Origin of the sequence: Paenibacillus rhizoplanae (assembly GCF_042684125.1) — a bacterium.
Taxonomy (GTDB): Bacteria; Bacillota; Bacilli; order Paenibacillales; family Paenibacillaceae; genus Paenibacillus_AQ; species Paenibacillus_AQ rhizoplanae.
Genome location: NZ_JBHUKY010000030.1, coordinates 1 through 14,034 on the forward strand (window position 1 = coordinate 1; position 14,034 = coordinate 14,034).

Sequence of the window (14,034 nt, forward strand, 5' to 3'; positions counted from 1 at the left end):
TGTTGGTTTCGTCACCTATAACTTCGAGAATTTGGGGAGGTACTCCTTTTTCTATGCTCAAAAAAACCAGGTATAGCAAGGGTTTTTAATTATGAAATTGTCTCATGATTCCAACTATTCAGTCCTGAGGACCAGATAAGTGAATAGGTAAATATAATTTAAAGTAAGCATACTTGCATCCATAGTTGTATTCCATACACCTACAAACACTCAAAAGCACAGCCTTCCTCTTCTAGCTGTAGTTTGTACAACTAAATCTGCCCGATTGAGGAGAATCCCGGCACTGAGGGAGTTTTAAATGTACAGACTACAACTAAATGGATAATCCTTGTAAAATCAGGCGTTTTAGTTGTACAGAGTGCGATTAAACCTGCCGCTGACTCTACCGCTGCCTTTTCACCTTCCGCCTCCGCGTACACTCCCATCAATACCCTACAGTAAAATCAATATCCTACAGTAAACCTGGCCCTGCTGAAATTGCCTTCCTCCAGCTCATCGATGACCGCCACAGCGAAGTCCTGGATGCTGATGCCGCTCCGGCCGTCTTCATCTACAATAAGCCGGTCGAGGCCGATACGGAACTGGCCGGTGCGGCGCCCGTCTACCAGAGCAGCAGGCGGACTAAGATACGTATAATCCAGCTCTGATCCTCTATAGATCTCATAGGCATTAGCATGAGCCGAAGCCAGTGCGCGGTAGTCCTCGGGGAATCCGGCGGTGTCCATCAGCCATTCTCCCGATTCTGTCTTGAGGCTGCCTGCTCCGCCGACAATGATCAGACGCTCAAGCCCGGCTGCCCGCATTCCCTCCAGCAGTGAATCCGCCCCCCGCAGCAGATCATTCTCATGCCCCGCCGCCGGACCGAATGCACTGATTACCTCTTCATGCCCGCGCACGGCTGCCGTTACCGAGGCCGGGTCCAGCAGATCAGCAGCCACCACCTGCAGCCGCTCATGCTGAAGGCCGAAGGCTTCAGGTCTGCGTACCGCAGCTGTGACCTCATGTTTTCTTTTTAACGCTTCCTGTACGATGGCACTTCCAACCCTGCCCGACGCTCCAAACACTACAATATCCATTCTCCCGTTGCCTCACTTTCCTAATCTGCTATCCTTTAGCATTGCACGAATTCACACTATTTATCGCCGCAGGAACATTCCCTGTGAAGCAGGCATTACCGGCGCGAACCCGTATTTGGCATACAGCTTGGCCGCTTCCCCGTCAGCAATGAGACTGATATATGCCTTCTCCGGCACACTGTTCAGGAATGTGCGGATTTCCCCCATGATGGTTTTTCCGAGACCCCGTCCCTGGAAGGAAGGCTTCACTGCTATATCCGTCACTTGAAAAAAACATCCCCCGTCCCCAATTACCCTGCCCATTCCCACCAGCAGCTCGCCCGCATACACAGTAACTGCAAAAGCAGAATTAGGCAGTCCGACTGCCGCCCCCTCTATGCTCATCGGACTAAGCCCGGCTTCCTGCCGCAGTGCGAGATAATCCTCTACCGAGGGCAGCTCCTGCCGGATCTCCGGCTGTGCTGAATTTGTCATGCTACTCCTCCTATTTACTGCAATCTGCAAGCATAACCCGCCTGCCATACTGATACCAATATATATGTATTTGTTCAAAATTGAAACGCCACGCCTTCTCCGGCGTACAATAACTCAAAACACAGCACTTGCTCTGTGGGCGGGCAGGTTATTCTTACCCCGTGTCCTTGGGTAAACTGTGGATAGACAAGCAACACTATTATTTTGGAAGGTTGGTGAAGTAATTATGTCTCCTACAGGGAAACTGTTTAAATGGGGAACTTTCGCTTATGAGGCTTTTCTGGCGCTGCCGATTATCGGGGGTAGCTTTGTGGTGGCAAATGCTTGGGCGCCGCTAGGAATCGCTTTTCTGCTGCATGCTGTAGCCATAATCATTCTGCTGAGAGAGCGCGGTCCGATTATCGGGAATGCAGTGGGCGTGGTCACCTCGGTGGTTGCCTTGATTCCTTTTGTCGGCTGGATTATGCATGCCATTACTGCTATCATTCTGCTCGTAGAAGGGCTGAGCGGATCACGGCGCAATCCACGTTACTGACAGTCAATCCAAAAAGACCTTCCATTGGTTTCCCAATCGAAGGTCTTTTTGGATTATCCTCATCCCCCAATACGGGTATCGGTCCGCCGGCTTCCGGTCTCTCCACTACCACGTGTATTTGCTGTGCTGTTCTCGAAACGTTTGCGCTCCGTGCGCTCCATCTGTACGATTTGGCCTTCATGCACCACGATGTGCAAAGAGCCGAATTCCATATCGTCGAGCAGTTCCGTGATCCGCGCAAGCCATACCTCATCCACCTTCAGTGGTTTAGCCATTCGCAAGCCTCCCTTTCCCGGTTAGGGAAGTAACTCCACTAAATTCCGTAATTACCACCTTGTATACTATGAATTAACTTAGCACGGCACCCAATAGCTGTCAATGAGCATTTTTGCGTACAAGCAAGCCTTTCACAATCATCGTCACGAGGGCCAGCAGAAGCAGCAGAGAAGCCACCGCGAAGGATGCCGAAAACTGATATTCGTTGTACAAAATTTCGACATGCAGCGGCAAAGTATTCGTCTCGCCGCGAATATGCCCGGACACCACCGAGACGGCGCCGAACTCGCCCATGGCCCGTGCATTACAGAGAATAATGCCATACAGCAGGCCCCACTTGATATTCGGCAGCGTTACGCGCCAGAAGATCTGCCACCCGTGCGCGCCGAGTGTAATGGCAGCCTCCTCCTCCTGCGTGCCCTGCTCCTCCATCAGCGGGATCAGCTCGCGGGCCACGAACGGGAACGTGATAAACAGCGTAGCCAGCACGATGCCCGGCAGGGCGAAGACGATTTTGATATCATGGTCGCTTAACCAGGGGCCGAACCAGCCGTGCGAGCCGAACACCAGAATGAAGATTAGCCCGCCAATCACCGGTGATACGGCAAAAGGCAGATCGATCAGCGTGATCAGAAAGCCCTTGCCGCGAAAACGGAACTTGGTCACCGCCCACGCCGCCATGACGCCAAAGACCGTATTCAGCGGAACCGTAATCGCGGCGACCAGCAGCGTCAGCTTGAGCGCCGAGTCGGCATCCGGGTCGGTCAATGCGGCCCAGTAGACATCCAGCCCCCGCTTCAGCGACTCCACCAGCACAATGATCAGCGGCAGCGCAATCAGCCAGAGCAGGACCAGTCCGGCCAGGGAGATGAGCACCCATTTCACCGCTTGTGACTCCGTCGTAGAAGGCGATGACGCGCCTGTACGCGGCCCGGGGACATGCAGGGGAACCGTACCGGCCATATTTATTCCTCCTAAAAGTTTTGTTAGCATAGGCATCTTGAATCTGCTTCGTACAAAACTCACTTCGGAAGCATTCGCTTAAGTTTTATGAAGCATATGCTCCTTGATAGACTTCGCAATAAAACTCGCCTCGGAAGCATACGCTTAAGTTTTGTTAGCATAGGCTTCCTGAATCTGCTTCGTGCAAAACTCGCTTCGGAAGCATACGCTTAAGTTTTATGAAGCATACCCGTTCTCCCTTACCGCGAGCTCCGCCGCGCCCAATGCTGAAGGCTGTTGATGACCAGCAGCATCAGGAAGGAAAGCAACAGCAGAATCAGGGCCACGGCGGTCGCTCCGGCGTAATCGAACTGCTCCAGCTTGGACATGATCAGCAGCGGGGCGATCTCTGTGCGCATTGGCATATTGCCGGAGATGAACACGACAGAGCCGTACTCGCCGATGCCCCGGGCGAACGCCAGGGCGAAGCCCGTAAGCAGCGGAGGCAACAGCTCCGGCAGGACAATCCGCAGGAAGGTGCGCCCGCGGCCTGCCCCCAGCGTAGCAGCGGCTTCCTCCATGTCTCTGTCCAGATCCTCCAGCACCGGCTGCACCGTGCGGACGACAAAGGGAATGCCGATGAACATCAGCGCCAGCGTGATGCCCAGCGGCGTGAAGGCTACCTTGAAGCCCAGCGGCGTCAGCAAGGAGCCGATCCAGCCGTTCTGGGAATAAAGGGCGGTCAGCGATACGCCCGCTACGGCTGTAGGGAGCGCGAACGGCAGGTCGATCAGGGCGTCGAAGATTCTTTTGCCGGGGAATTCATACCGCACCAACACCCAGGCCAGCAGCAGTCCCAGAACAACATTGATCAGGGCCGCAGCGCCCGCCGTACTCAGACTGACACGGTAGGAGGCCAGGACGCGCGCATCCGTAGCCACATCCCAGAACTTGGCCCAGCTCAGCCCCGTTGAATTGAAGAGCAGCGCGGACAGGGGCAGCAGGACCACAAGACTCAAATACAGTACGCTGAAGCCCATCGTAATCCCGAACCCCGGCAGCAGCCTGCGCCGTGACACCGTCCTTGCAGCAGCTTTGGTCGTGACATTCATGTGCCCATTCATCCTTTCACGAACTCTGTCGTCAGCTGCCCGGCACGTAGATTTTGTCGAAAATCCCGCCGTCATTGAAGTGCTTCGCCTGCGTCTCCTTCCAGGTTCCGAATTTATCCGCCAGGGTGAACAGCTTGATCTCCGGGAATTGATCCTTGAACTCGGCCTTCACGCTATCCAGTGTCGGACGGTAATAGTTCTCGGCAGCAATCTTCTGGCCTTCCTCGGTGTAGAGATATTTCAGGTAGGCATCTGCTACCTCACGGGTTCCTCTTTTATCGACCACCTTATCCACCACAGCAACCGGCGGCTCGGCCAGAATGCTCTCTGACGGATTCACAATCTCGAATTTGTCTGGGCCCAGCTCCTTGATGGATAGATACGCCTCATTCTCCCAAGCGATCAGCACATCCCCGATGCCGCGTTCCACGAAGGTAGTGGTTGACCCGCGAGCGCCAGTGTCCAGGACCGGTACATTTTTGAACAGCTTTTGCACGAATTCCTGAGCCTTGGCTTCATCATTATTGTTGTGGTCCAGCGCATAGCCCCAGGCAGCTAGATAGTTCCAGCGTGCACCTCCGGAGGTCTTGGGGTTAGGGGTGATGACCTCTACGCCCTCCTTCAGCAGATCCGGCCAGTCCTTGATGCCTTTCGGGTTGCCTTTGCGGACGAGGAACACGATGGTGGAGGTATACGGGGAGCTGTTATGCTCATATTTACTCTGCCAGTCCGCGCCGGTCAGCCCGGCTTCCTGAAGCGCATCAATGTCATAGCCGAGCGCCAGCGTAACGACATCTGCCTCCAGACCGTCCAGCACGGCCCGGCTCTGCTTGCCCGATCCGCCATGTGATTGCTTAACTGTTACCTTCTGTCCGGTCTCCTGCTCCCAGTAGGCGGCGAAGGCCTTGTTGTAGTTCGCATACAGCTCACGCGTTGGATCGTAGGATACATTCAGCAGCTCTACAGGATCTTTGGACTGTGTCTGGGTGGATTCCGGTGCAGCTGGCGTATTCGCAGCCGCTTCTGTTGCTGCCGGGGCCGCTGTTCCTGCACCCGCGCTGTTCCCTGTATTACTGTTCCCGCAAGCCGTAAGCCCTGCCGTCAATATCAATGCAAACCCGGCGAGAAGCCCCTTCTTGATCCCTTTTGTCATCTTAGCCCACTCCCCATAATAGTCTTGTAACAAGCAATAGACGCAGGAAAGCCCGCTTACGGCAAGTCAAACCGGTCTTGTAGACACGTATCTGCGAGCCTGAAGCAGGCGTTCCTCCGTCTGTACGGTAAGAACTTATTCGATTATTCCTACCCATTTAGTAGGTTATACAGCTATAATACTGAACGCTTCCCGCGCTGTCAAACCTTTTTTCACTTTGGATGAAAGACTACAATCGATGGGACCGGGGCAGGGAGCGGCGCCAGTTCCTGTAAGACCCACTTGTTATTGTTGCCCCAAAGTAATATCATTGCTACATCTTATAGGGGGAAATAATCATGGGAATGGATTTGGAGTATGGCCCCGCGCCGCAGGGACCGCGGCTGCACAGGCGCGTACTCAGAGAACTGGGCAGACGCATTCTGGAGACGTACAGATACGATACCACCTTATGGAGGACTGCGCTCAGCGGTCCTTGGATTCTATGCATTCTGGCTTTTTCTATAGTTATTATGGGTATTCCTACCGGACTCGGAAGCGCAGCGGATATTATGCTGGCAGCCGGCGCGGGGACGCTTGTTATGGCGCTGGCCGGCAATCTGCTGGCTGTGCTGCTCTCCCTAACTGGACTCCGCTGTCCGCATCTGTTCGCAGGCTCTTTGCTCAGCACCTATGGGGCTGTACTACTCATCCTGTATTTTTCCGATCTGGAGCTTGGAGCTGCAGCCGTTGTCGCCTGTATCGCAGCCTTGGCCTGCGGGATAGGGGGACTTGCGGCCGGTCTTCTGCGGACCCGGAGAATGTTCACCGGTGGTCTGCTGGCAGCGGCACTCTTCCTCTCCCCCTTCGCACTGGCCTATGGCTATGGGACGGGAAGCAGCCCGGTATCTGTACCCTCGCTTCTGAGTCTGGCGGCGGACGGACAGGTGCTTCCCGTAACGGCGGACGATCCCACCCAGCCGGGCGTCTATGAGTTCCACACCTTCACCTATGGCAGCGGTAAGGATCTGCAGCGCAAGGCGTATGGCAAGGATGTCCTGCTAGCCTCCGCTTCCGTAGACGCTACCGGGTATATCTCTTCCTGGCCCGTGCTGCGGACCCTGTTCTGGGGGTTCGATCCCGCTTCCCTCCCGCTGAATGCCAGAGTGTGGATGCCGGATGGGGACGGGCCTTATCCGCTGGTGCTCATGGTGCATGGAAATCATATGATGGAGGACTTCTCCGAGGACGGCTATGCCTATCTTGGTGAATTACTGGCCAGCCGGGGCTTCATCGCGGTCACCCTGGATGAGAATTTCCTGAATTATTCGGCCTGGTCGGGTATTCCGGACAACGACTTCAAGGCGCGGACCTGGATGATTCTGAAGCATCTGCAGCAGATCGGCAGCTTCGCGGAGCAGCCTGACACCCCCTTTTACCAGAAGGTTGATTATGACTCTGTTGCACTGCTTGGCCACAGCCGCGGCGGGCAGGCCGTAGCCATGGCTGCGGATGCGCCGCGCTGGTTCGGCAGTGATCCGGTTCTGGACGCTATTCAGCAGTTCCATATTACTTCAGTCATTGCCCTGGCTCCTACGGATAAAATGATCGACAGCAAGCAGGCCCGTCTAACGGATGTGAGCTATCTGACGCTGCAGGGCGCGCGTGACGGCGATGTGCATGATTTCTACGGGGACCGGCAATATATGCGTTCTTCCTACACCGGCAATACCCCCGGCTTCAAAAGCTCGCTCTATATTGCTGACGCTAATCACAGCCAGTTCAATACGGACTGGGGGCTATACGACCAGACGCTGCCAACCGGCCTGTTCCTGAAGCGCTCCCGGATCATGGACGGGGAGGAGCAGCGACAGATTGCCAAGGTCTATGTCTCTGCCTTCCTGGAGACCACGCTGCACGGAAGGAGCGATTACCGGCAATTGTTCCGCGATTACCGCAGCGGTGCCCGGTGGCTGCCGGATACAGCCTACTATAACCGCTTCCAGAGCGGGAACTATATTACGGTGGCGGACTATGATGAAGACCGTAATAGAGGCGCAGTTCAAGGCGGGACCGTCTCAACTGCGGGGCTTCAATGGAGCGAAGAGGCCGCGAAGGACCGCGAGCGGAATAATAAGCCCTCTTACGGTATTCTGCTTGAGCGCCGCGCAAGTCAGGATCAGGGGCCTGCGGACTCCGAGGCTGCTTACAGCATCAGGCTCAGCGACACACTGACCCGGACGCTTGCGGAATCCCCTGCCGTAGAGGGGCTGACCTTCTCCCTGGCGAACCATAATTCCGATCCTAACGAGGACGGAGATTCCAAGCCGCTGCAGGAGGCTGAGCTCTCCCCGGATGTGGAGGTGGAGCTGACCGACAACAAGGATACCGCCGCAAGAATCCCCCTGGATGAAGTGATGGACATTCTGCCGTTGCCGCAGACGGAATTTACGCTTAGTCCATGGCTGGAAGAGCGGATCAGTGACGGCAAATTCAGCAACCTCTCGGAGGCCGTCTACCAGACGTACAAGCTGCCCTTCGAGCTGTTCCTTGAGGAAGAGCCTGAGCTTGATCCGGACAGTCTGAAGGGTATCACCTTTTATCTGCAAGGGACAGAAGACAAGATTATGCTGGACGACATCGGCTTCTATGAGCGGGAGGAACCGCGGACAGGAGTGCATTAACCGGACATTATTCTATCTATAAAAAGCCCAAATTGCCCCCTGTCCGCCATATTCCGGCGGACAGGGGGCTTTGTTGTTCCTGCACATGGACACTTGTAGAGGTTAGTCCAGGGCTACAAGGCAGACAGGTGCCGGCACTTCCAGTTCATTGCCGGTAGGGATCAGCCGCCCGGTCTCACTGTCTATGCGGAAGGAGGCGATATTGCCGCTGTTCTGGTTAGCGGCGAGCAGCATGCCGCCGATCAGAGCGAAGTTGCGCGGTGTGCGTCCCCCGGAGATCACCCAGTCCTCTGCTTCCAGCAGACCTGTAGCATTATCGATGTGGAACAGGGCGATGCTGTCATGTCCACGGTTGGATACGTAGAGGTAGCGTCCGCATGGCGATACATGGATATCGGCAGCCGTATCATCACTTCCGGCCGTATAGTGCTCCGGGAGACTGCTGATGCTCTGCAGGAGCTTCAGATTACCCTGAGGCTCATCATTGGCGAATACGGTGACCGTATTGCTCAGTTCATTGACCAGATAGATCCATTGCCGCGAAGGATGAACCGCCAGATGGCGCGGTCCTGAGCCTGGAGGAAGCTCTACTTCCCGGTGAGTAACCAGCTTCCCGCTCTCCACACGGTAGAACACGATCTGGTCGAGGCCGAGATCACAGACCAGCACATGTTCACCCGTCTTGTCTGGAATCACGGAATGAGGATGGGGTGCATCCTGACGGTCACTGCGGATTCCCGAGCCTTCATGCTTCACCTGGGAAGACATCTCCTGCAAGGACCCGTCCGGGTTCAGCGGGAACACATTGACGTTGCCTCCCGTATAGTTCGATACGAATATGTAATCTCCCTGCGGAGCTACGGACACATAACACGGTGCACCTCCCCCGGTCGCTCTGCTGCCCAGCGGATGTAAGGCTTTGCTGCCGGGTTCAATGGCATAGGCATGAACTGCACCCTCATCCTGCTCGCTCACTGCATATAATACAGTCTGCGCTGCATTAACCGCCAGATAAGAAGGATTCAGGATTCCCTGGCTACCGCCCATAACCCTCATTTCTCCGGTCTCCTTATCCAGCGCACCGAGCAAGATGGCCTCTTTCTCCTCACTGTTGTACGTTCCAATATAGAATAACACTTCATTAGGCTGGTGCATGGCTGCGGCTCCTTTATTGTATAGTTTATAAGCTTATATAACCTGTACACTCCTATTCTCACTCAGCGGGTGATCCTTTATTTCACTCTAACATCTTTATGTACCCACCACCATATCAGGGTTAAACAGCATAAATTTGGACAGACTGGAATACTAAATAAATGTGTGCCGGCAAAATTTAACACTGGTTTAAACGCTGTGCATAAGGTTAATAGTAACCATCGAAGACAACAAACACAAAAGGAGCTGAGAGTTAATGAGTTTACTATGGATGTTGATTGTTGGTGGCGTAATTGGTTGGCTAGCCGGGTTGATTATGGGTAGAGACATTCCAGGCGGAATTATCGGAAACATTATCGCTGGTATTCTCGGTTCATGGCTCGGCGGCATGCTGCTGGGAAGCTGGGGACCTAAGATCAGCGACTACTATGTCTTCCCATCACTGATCGGTGCTGTGGTTCTGATCTTTATCGTCAGCCTGATTCTGCGTTCGGTTGGCGGACGTAGCCGTTCTTAAGCTTAATAGCAGGCTTCATCTCTGAAGCAGCTGACTATACTTAGCAAGCAGACCCGCCGGGGTAGACCCCTGGCGGGTTTGCTGTATGTACCTCATTCTGACATCCGTTCATTATCTGCTATAATGAAGACAATAGTGACCGAAATCACAGAGAGGACAGTGAATTATGGGTAACATCAACCCCTCACTTCTGCATGTGGGCTCCACGCTGGGGGCCGTATTCATGGCGCTGATGGTGATTTTTATCCGCATGAAGGCCAGTGCCCGCCCGGTAACCATCCGCAAAATATGGATTCCGCCGCTTGGCATGTCCACCGGCTTCGCCATGTTTGTCGTACCGGAAGTGCGCTTCCCCTGGTGGTGGGCGGCCCTTGCATTCCTGGTCGGCTGGTTTATTTTTGCCTATCCGCTAATTCGCAGTACGCGGTTCGAAGAACGTGAAGGGCTGATCTATGCCCAGCGCTCCAAGAGCTTCGCGTTCATTCTGCTTGGACTGCTGCTGGTCCGCACCCTGCTCCATGAGTTCATCAACCGGTATGTATCTGTTCCGCAATCCGGCGGATTATTCTTCATTCTGGCCTTCGGCATGATCCTCCACTGGAGATTGTTCATGTATAAGCACTACACCGGAATGCTGCCTGCCGAGCCGCAGATTCCGCAGCCCCGGGTCTAGGGCCAAGCGGGGACGAATGATCTTCAATTAACAGGGGGTGTCCCTGGCAGCCACATGGATGACTGCCGGGAGCACCCCTTCCTTCTGCCTTCCCAAATGCCCATCAGCTGCATATTATAGTTCATAAGGACCCTGATACTCTAACCTTCCATGTGAATTGTGGCCAAATAACGGACGGCGATAGCGGGCATTTTCGGTGCCATGTCAGGTAACTTGCGATGAGATCAGTTAGAATAGTACCATACTTGTAGAGAGTGGGGACTGGGCAATTGAAAAGTAAATCGAGAAAAGTGGCAATCGTCGGCTCCGGCATGGTCGGCTCAAGCGTTGCCTATTCCATGGTGAATCAGGCTATATGCGATGAGATCATGATGATCGACCGCACCTACGACCGGGCCATGGCACAAGCGCTTGATCTCTCGCACTGCATGGACTTCACCGGAACACGCACCAAGGTCTATGCCGGCACCGCCAGCGACTGTGCGGGGATGGATGTCGTCATTCTGACGGCTGGCGCCAATCCCAAGCCGGGGCAGACCCGGCTGGATGTACTGGATGCCGCTGCTGTAATTACCCGGGAGATCATCACCGAGATTATGGCAGGCGGCTTCGATGGGATCTTCGTCGTCGCTGCGAACCCTGTAGATATTGTAACTTATATGGTCTGGCAGATCTCCGGCCTGCCGCGGCACCGGGTGATCGGCACAGGCACCTCTATCGACTCTTCCCGGCTGAAAACCCTGCTGTCTGAGGTGTTCACGATTGATCCGCGCAGTGTCAACGGCTATGCCCTTGGCGAGCACGGGGAGTCGCAGTTCGTGGCCTGGTCCCATGTGACGATCGGCGGTAAGCCGATTCTGCAGATTATGGAGCAGCACCGCGAGCGCTTCAACAGCCTGGACCTTATGGATATTGCCCGCAAGACGAAGGATGCAGGCTGGGAGATTTTTACGCGCAAGGGCTCAACTCACTTCGGAATCGGCAGTGCCCTCGCCTATATCACCCGCTCCATTCTGAATGACGAGCACAAAATCATCGCCGTCTCCGCCATCCTGGATGGGGAATACGGACAAAGCGGCGTATGTGCCGGAGTGCCGGCCATTATCGGCAGCAGCGGTATTCAGGAATTGCTGGAGCTGAACCTCAGCGATACGGAGATGGCCAAATTCACTGCCTCCTGCAGCATCATCCGCTCGGGAATTGATAGCCTCACGCTGGAGGAGCAGCACTAAGCTTAACAGCACAGCCTTACAGCAAACACCCCTCTGCTATACACAGTAACCTGTGCGGCAGAGGGGTGTTTACGATTATTTTACCTGATATTATTGAAACTTCTCGATCTCGCTGCGCAATTCGCTCATTAGCTGGTTGAGGGATTCGGCTGAGGTTACGACCTGGCCCATCAGATTCCGCTGCTCGGTGGAAGCCTCCGCCACCATCTCGGCACTCTCGGCAGAATCTCTGGCAATGATCAGCATATCGGAGATGGAGGCTGTAATCTCCTCTGTCCCGGCGGACATCTGCTCATTGACGGCAGAGACGTCCTGAATTTGAATCGATACCTCACGAATGGACGAGCGAATATGGTCGAAGGAGGTGCCTACGTTTTGCATTTTACCCATCCCGTCGCCGATCTCAGCAATACTCTTCTCCATAGAGACCTCGGCCGCTCTGGTGGATTCCTGAATCTGACGGATCAGCTCCACAATGTTCACAATGGCACTGTTCGTGCGCTCCGCCAGCTTCTTCACTTCATTCGCTACCACGCCGAACCCGCGCCCGTGCTCGCCTGCTCTGGCCGCTTCAATCGACGCATTGAGGGATAACAGGCCCGTCTGATTGGAGATTTCCGAGATCACATCGATAATCTGCCCAATCTGTTCGGATTGCCCGCTCAGATTACTGATCAGAGCCGAGGTCTCCTCCGCAGCGCCGCTGATGACATTCATCTGCTTAAGTGTGGATTGAATCTCCACATATCCATTCTCGACCTCGGTGCTGACCGTCTCTGCCTGGTCGGACACATTAACGGAGGATTCCGCAATCCGCTGCAGCCCGATCGCCATCTCCTCCGTAGCTCTGGCCGCCTGCTCCGAGCCCTTGAACTGCTCTCCCATTCCATGGGCGACTTCCTGGGCCACCGTCTCAATTTCTGCCGACGTATTGGAGGATTGGCTGGCGTAGTTCAGCACCCCTTCTGCAGATACAGCGACCTGCGCCACTGTAGCATCGATTTTACCGACAATGCCGGACAAGGATCCGATCATATCATTAATACTCTGGCTCATCTGGCCAATCTCATCACTGGAACGTACGGTTACCCGTTCGCTGAGCTGGCCGTCCGCCACTTTCTTCATCACCCCGGAGATTGCTGCAATCGGCTTCACAATCAGACGGGTCAGATACAAGGCCACGGCAATGACCGCCAGAATGATGATTACAATGAACAATGTGGATATCCGCTGGGCTGAGGTGACTTTGGCTACAATCTCGCTTTTGGGAACCGTAATCAGCAGCTTCCAGTCTGTGCCCGGAACGGTACGGAAATAGGTAATCACCTGTTTGCCGTCCTCTCCCTTGTAGGCCTCCGAGCCTGCTTCCTTGCCGAGAATATGCTCTACGGCCTGCTTCATCTCTGTTGTCTTGGCGTAATCCGCGATATTCTTGCCGATCCGCTCGGTCTCGGAGTAGGCGTAATAATCCCCCTTACCCGAGATCACGTATCCGTAGCCGGTATCGCCCACGTGGATGTTTTTGCCCATCTCCATCAGAATGTCCGGTGTTACCGAGAAGGCGATGCCGCCGCCAAACTGCTTGTCCTTGTCCACGACCGGAACGAATACCGGGATAATATATTTACTGAGCTGCTCCAGATAAGACATCTCCGCTACCGCCGGGGCAAGACTCTTCTTGGCCTGCAGGAAATATGCCGATTGGCCTACATCCGCCGTTAGCTTAAGGGAATTAGCCAGAATGCCTTGCTTGTTAATGACACTGTAGCCTTCGGACTGCGTATCGCTCTCTTCCAGTACCCTGACCACAGGGAAAATAGTATCCGGTCTTGCGGTATCGAATTCAGGATGCTGCGCAATCAGCTCCTGGACCGCAGATGTCCGCGTATTCAGCCACTCTACGATCCGTGTGGTGTTCATCTCCAGAATATTCTGGGCGAGCTCCTCACTGTCGTCTCTGGTCACACCCCCGAAATATTGCATGAAAAAGATCGTGACTCCAAGCAGAGGTACAATAGCAATTGCCAAAATAACAAGCGAATACTTGCTTTGCAGCGATAGTGATTTTCCGTTCTTTGCATTCATTTTCAATTTTGACCATACACTTGCCTCATTCACCGCAAAATCCCCCTAAAAACCCATTGTGATCTTCCATATGCTGTAAATATATATTGATATATCGGCATAAATAGACAAAAACCATAATACATGCAATAAAAATAAGCC

General features: G+C 54.3%; 13 protein-coding genes. 5 read left to right on the top strand and 8 right to left on the bottom strand.

All coding sequences use genetic code 11. The annotated features are described in order from the left end of the window. Window positions 1-443: 443 nt before the first annotated feature. Together ACFSX3_RS17230 and ACFSX3_RS17235 are read right to left on the bottom strand one after the other, a co-directional pair. On the bottom strand, window positions 444-1,076 hold the full coding sequence (locus ACFSX3_RS17230) for an NAD(P)-dependent oxidoreductase (RefSeq protein ID WP_209994399.1): 633 nt from the start codon (window positions 1,074-1,076) through the stop codon (window positions 444-446). Between the two features lie 60 nt (window positions 1,077-1,136). Further along, on the bottom strand, window positions 1,137-1,550 hold the full coding sequence (locus tag ACFSX3_RS17235; protein WP_209994400.1) for a GNAT family N-acetyltransferase: 414 nt from the start codon (window positions 1,548-1,550) through the stop codon (window positions 1,137-1,139). A 313-nt stretch (window positions 1,551-1,863) separates the two neighbouring features. On the opposite strand from ACFSX3_RS17235, the gene ACFSX3_RS17240 reads away from it, so the two are divergent. Then, complete coding sequence (locus ACFSX3_RS17240) at window positions 1,864-2,085, top strand: hypothetical protein (RefSeq protein WP_379313072.1); 222 nt, start codon at window positions 1,864-1,866, stop codon at window positions 2,083-2,085. A 59-nt stretch (window positions 2,086-2,144) separates the two neighbouring features. Here ACFSX3_RS17240 and ACFSX3_RS17245 read toward each other — a convergent pair whose 3' ends face one another. The 4 genes from ACFSX3_RS17245 to ACFSX3_RS17260 all read right to left on the bottom strand — a co-directional run bounded on the left by ACFSX3_RS17245 (window position 2,145) and on the right by ACFSX3_RS17260 (window position 5,568). Then, window positions 2,145-2,360 carry a DUF2292 domain-containing protein gene (locus ACFSX3_RS17245; RefSeq protein ID WP_209994402.1) on the bottom strand — a complete coding sequence of 72 codons (216 nt, stop codon included), beginning with the start codon at window positions 2,358-2,360 and terminating at the stop codon, window positions 2,145-2,147. Between the two features lie 100 nt (window positions 2,361-2,460). After that, the gene (cysW, locus tag ACFSX3_RS17250) at window positions 2,461-3,324 is read right to left on the bottom strand and encodes a sulfate ABC transporter permease subunit CysW (protein ID WP_209994403.1); all 864 of its coding nucleotides are present in this window, start codon (window positions 3,322-3,324) and stop codon (window positions 2,461-2,463) included. Window positions 3,325-3,563: 239 nt separating this feature from the next. Beyond that, entirely contained in the window at window positions 3,564-4,415 is an 852-nt protein-coding gene (gene cysT, locus ACFSX3_RS17255) for a sulfate ABC transporter permease subunit CysT (protein WP_209994404.1), read from the bottom strand. Between the two features lie 31 nt (window positions 4,416-4,446). Then, a complete protein-coding gene (locus ACFSX3_RS17260) occupies window positions 4,447-5,568 on the bottom strand; it encodes a sulfate ABC transporter substrate-binding protein (RefSeq protein ID WP_209994405.1) in 1,122 nt (373 codons plus the stop codon). Window positions 5,569-5,906: 338 nt separating this feature from the next. Here ACFSX3_RS17260 and ACFSX3_RS17265 point away from each other — a divergent pair, with 338 nt between their 5' ends. Then, the gene (locus ACFSX3_RS17265; protein WP_379258246.1) at window positions 5,907-8,231 is read left to right on the top strand and encodes an alpha/beta hydrolase family protein; all 2,325 of its coding nucleotides are present in this window, start codon (window positions 5,907-5,909) and stop codon (window positions 8,229-8,231) included. Window positions 8,232-8,333: 102 nt separating this feature from the next. On the opposite strand, the gene ACFSX3_RS17270 is transcribed toward ACFSX3_RS17265, so the two are convergent. Then, window positions 8,334-9,386, bottom strand: coding sequence for a lactonase family protein (locus ACFSX3_RS17270; protein WP_209994406.1), 1,053 nt, complete (start codon window positions 9,384-9,386; stop codon window positions 8,334-8,336). A 256-nt stretch (window positions 9,387-9,642) separates the two neighbouring features. Between ACFSX3_RS17270 and ACFSX3_RS17275 the strand changes: the two genes are divergently transcribed. The 3 genes from ACFSX3_RS17275 to ACFSX3_RS17285 all read left to right on the top strand — a co-directional run bounded on the left by ACFSX3_RS17275 (window position 9,643) and on the right by ACFSX3_RS17285 (window position 11,808). After that, window positions 9,643-9,903: a GlsB/YeaQ/YmgE family stress response membrane protein gene (locus tag ACFSX3_RS17275; protein WP_036732764.1), complete on the top strand. Its 261-nt coding sequence runs from the start codon at window positions 9,643-9,645 to the stop codon at window positions 9,901-9,903. A gap of 166 nt (window positions 9,904-10,069) precedes the next feature. Further along, window positions 10,070-10,576 (top strand): CcdC family protein, encoded by a 507-nt coding sequence (locus ACFSX3_RS17280; protein ID WP_209994407.1) that lies wholly within the window; start codon window positions 10,070-10,072, stop codon window positions 10,574-10,576. Window positions 10,577-10,845: 269 nt separating this feature from the next. Next, complete coding sequence (locus ACFSX3_RS17285) at window positions 10,846-11,808, top strand: L-lactate dehydrogenase (RefSeq protein ID WP_209994408.1); 963 nt, start codon at window positions 10,846-10,848, stop codon at window positions 11,806-11,808. Between the two features lie 90 nt (window positions 11,809-11,898). Here ACFSX3_RS17285 and ACFSX3_RS17290 read toward each other — a convergent pair whose 3' ends face one another. Further along, window positions 11,899-13,926 carry a methyl-accepting chemotaxis protein gene (locus tag ACFSX3_RS17290; RefSeq protein ID WP_379313075.1) on the bottom strand — a complete coding sequence of 676 codons (2,028 nt, stop codon included), beginning with the start codon at window positions 13,924-13,926 and terminating at the stop codon, window positions 11,899-11,901. Window positions 13,927-14,034 lie beyond the last annotated feature (108 nt).

Bases quoted from the DNA above. Each gene is read 5' to 3' on its own strand.
- ACFSX3_RS17230 (WP_209994399.1), bottom strand. From the start codon at position 1,076: ATGGATATTGTAGTGTTTGGAGCGTCGGGCAGGGTTGGAAGTGCCATC.
- ACFSX3_RS17235 (WP_209994400.1), bottom strand. From the start codon at position 1,550: ATGACAAATTCAGCACAGCCGGAGATCCGGCAGGAGCTGCCCTCGGTA.
- ACFSX3_RS17245 (WP_209994402.1), bottom strand. From the start codon at position 2,360: ATGGCTAAACCACTGAAGGTGGATGAGGTATGGCTTGCGCGGATCACG.
- cysW (WP_209994403.1), bottom strand. From the start codon at position 3,324: ATGGCCGGTACGGTTCCCCTGCATGTCCCCGGGCCGCGTACAGGCGCG.
- cysT (WP_209994404.1), bottom strand. From the start codon at position 4,415: ATGAATGTCACGACCAAAGCTGCTGCAAGGACGGTGTCACGGCGCAGG.
- ACFSX3_RS17260 (WP_209994405.1), bottom strand. From the start codon at position 5,568: ATGACAAAAGGGATCAAGAAGGGGCTTCTCGCCGGGTTTGCATTGATA.
- ACFSX3_RS17265 (WP_379258246.1), top strand. From the start codon at position 5,907: ATGGGAATGGATTTGGAGTATGGCCCCGCGCCGCAGGGACCGCGGCTG.
- ACFSX3_RS17270 (WP_209994406.1), bottom strand. From the start codon at position 9,386: ATGCACCAGCCTAATGAAGTGTTATTCTATATTGGAACGTACAACAGT.
- ACFSX3_RS17275 (WP_036732764.1), top strand. From the start codon at position 9,643: ATGAGTTTACTATGGATGTTGATTGTTGGTGGCGTAATTGGTTGGCTA.
- ACFSX3_RS17280 (WP_209994407.1), top strand. From the start codon at position 10,070: ATGGGTAACATCAACCCCTCACTTCTGCATGTGGGCTCCACGCTGGGG.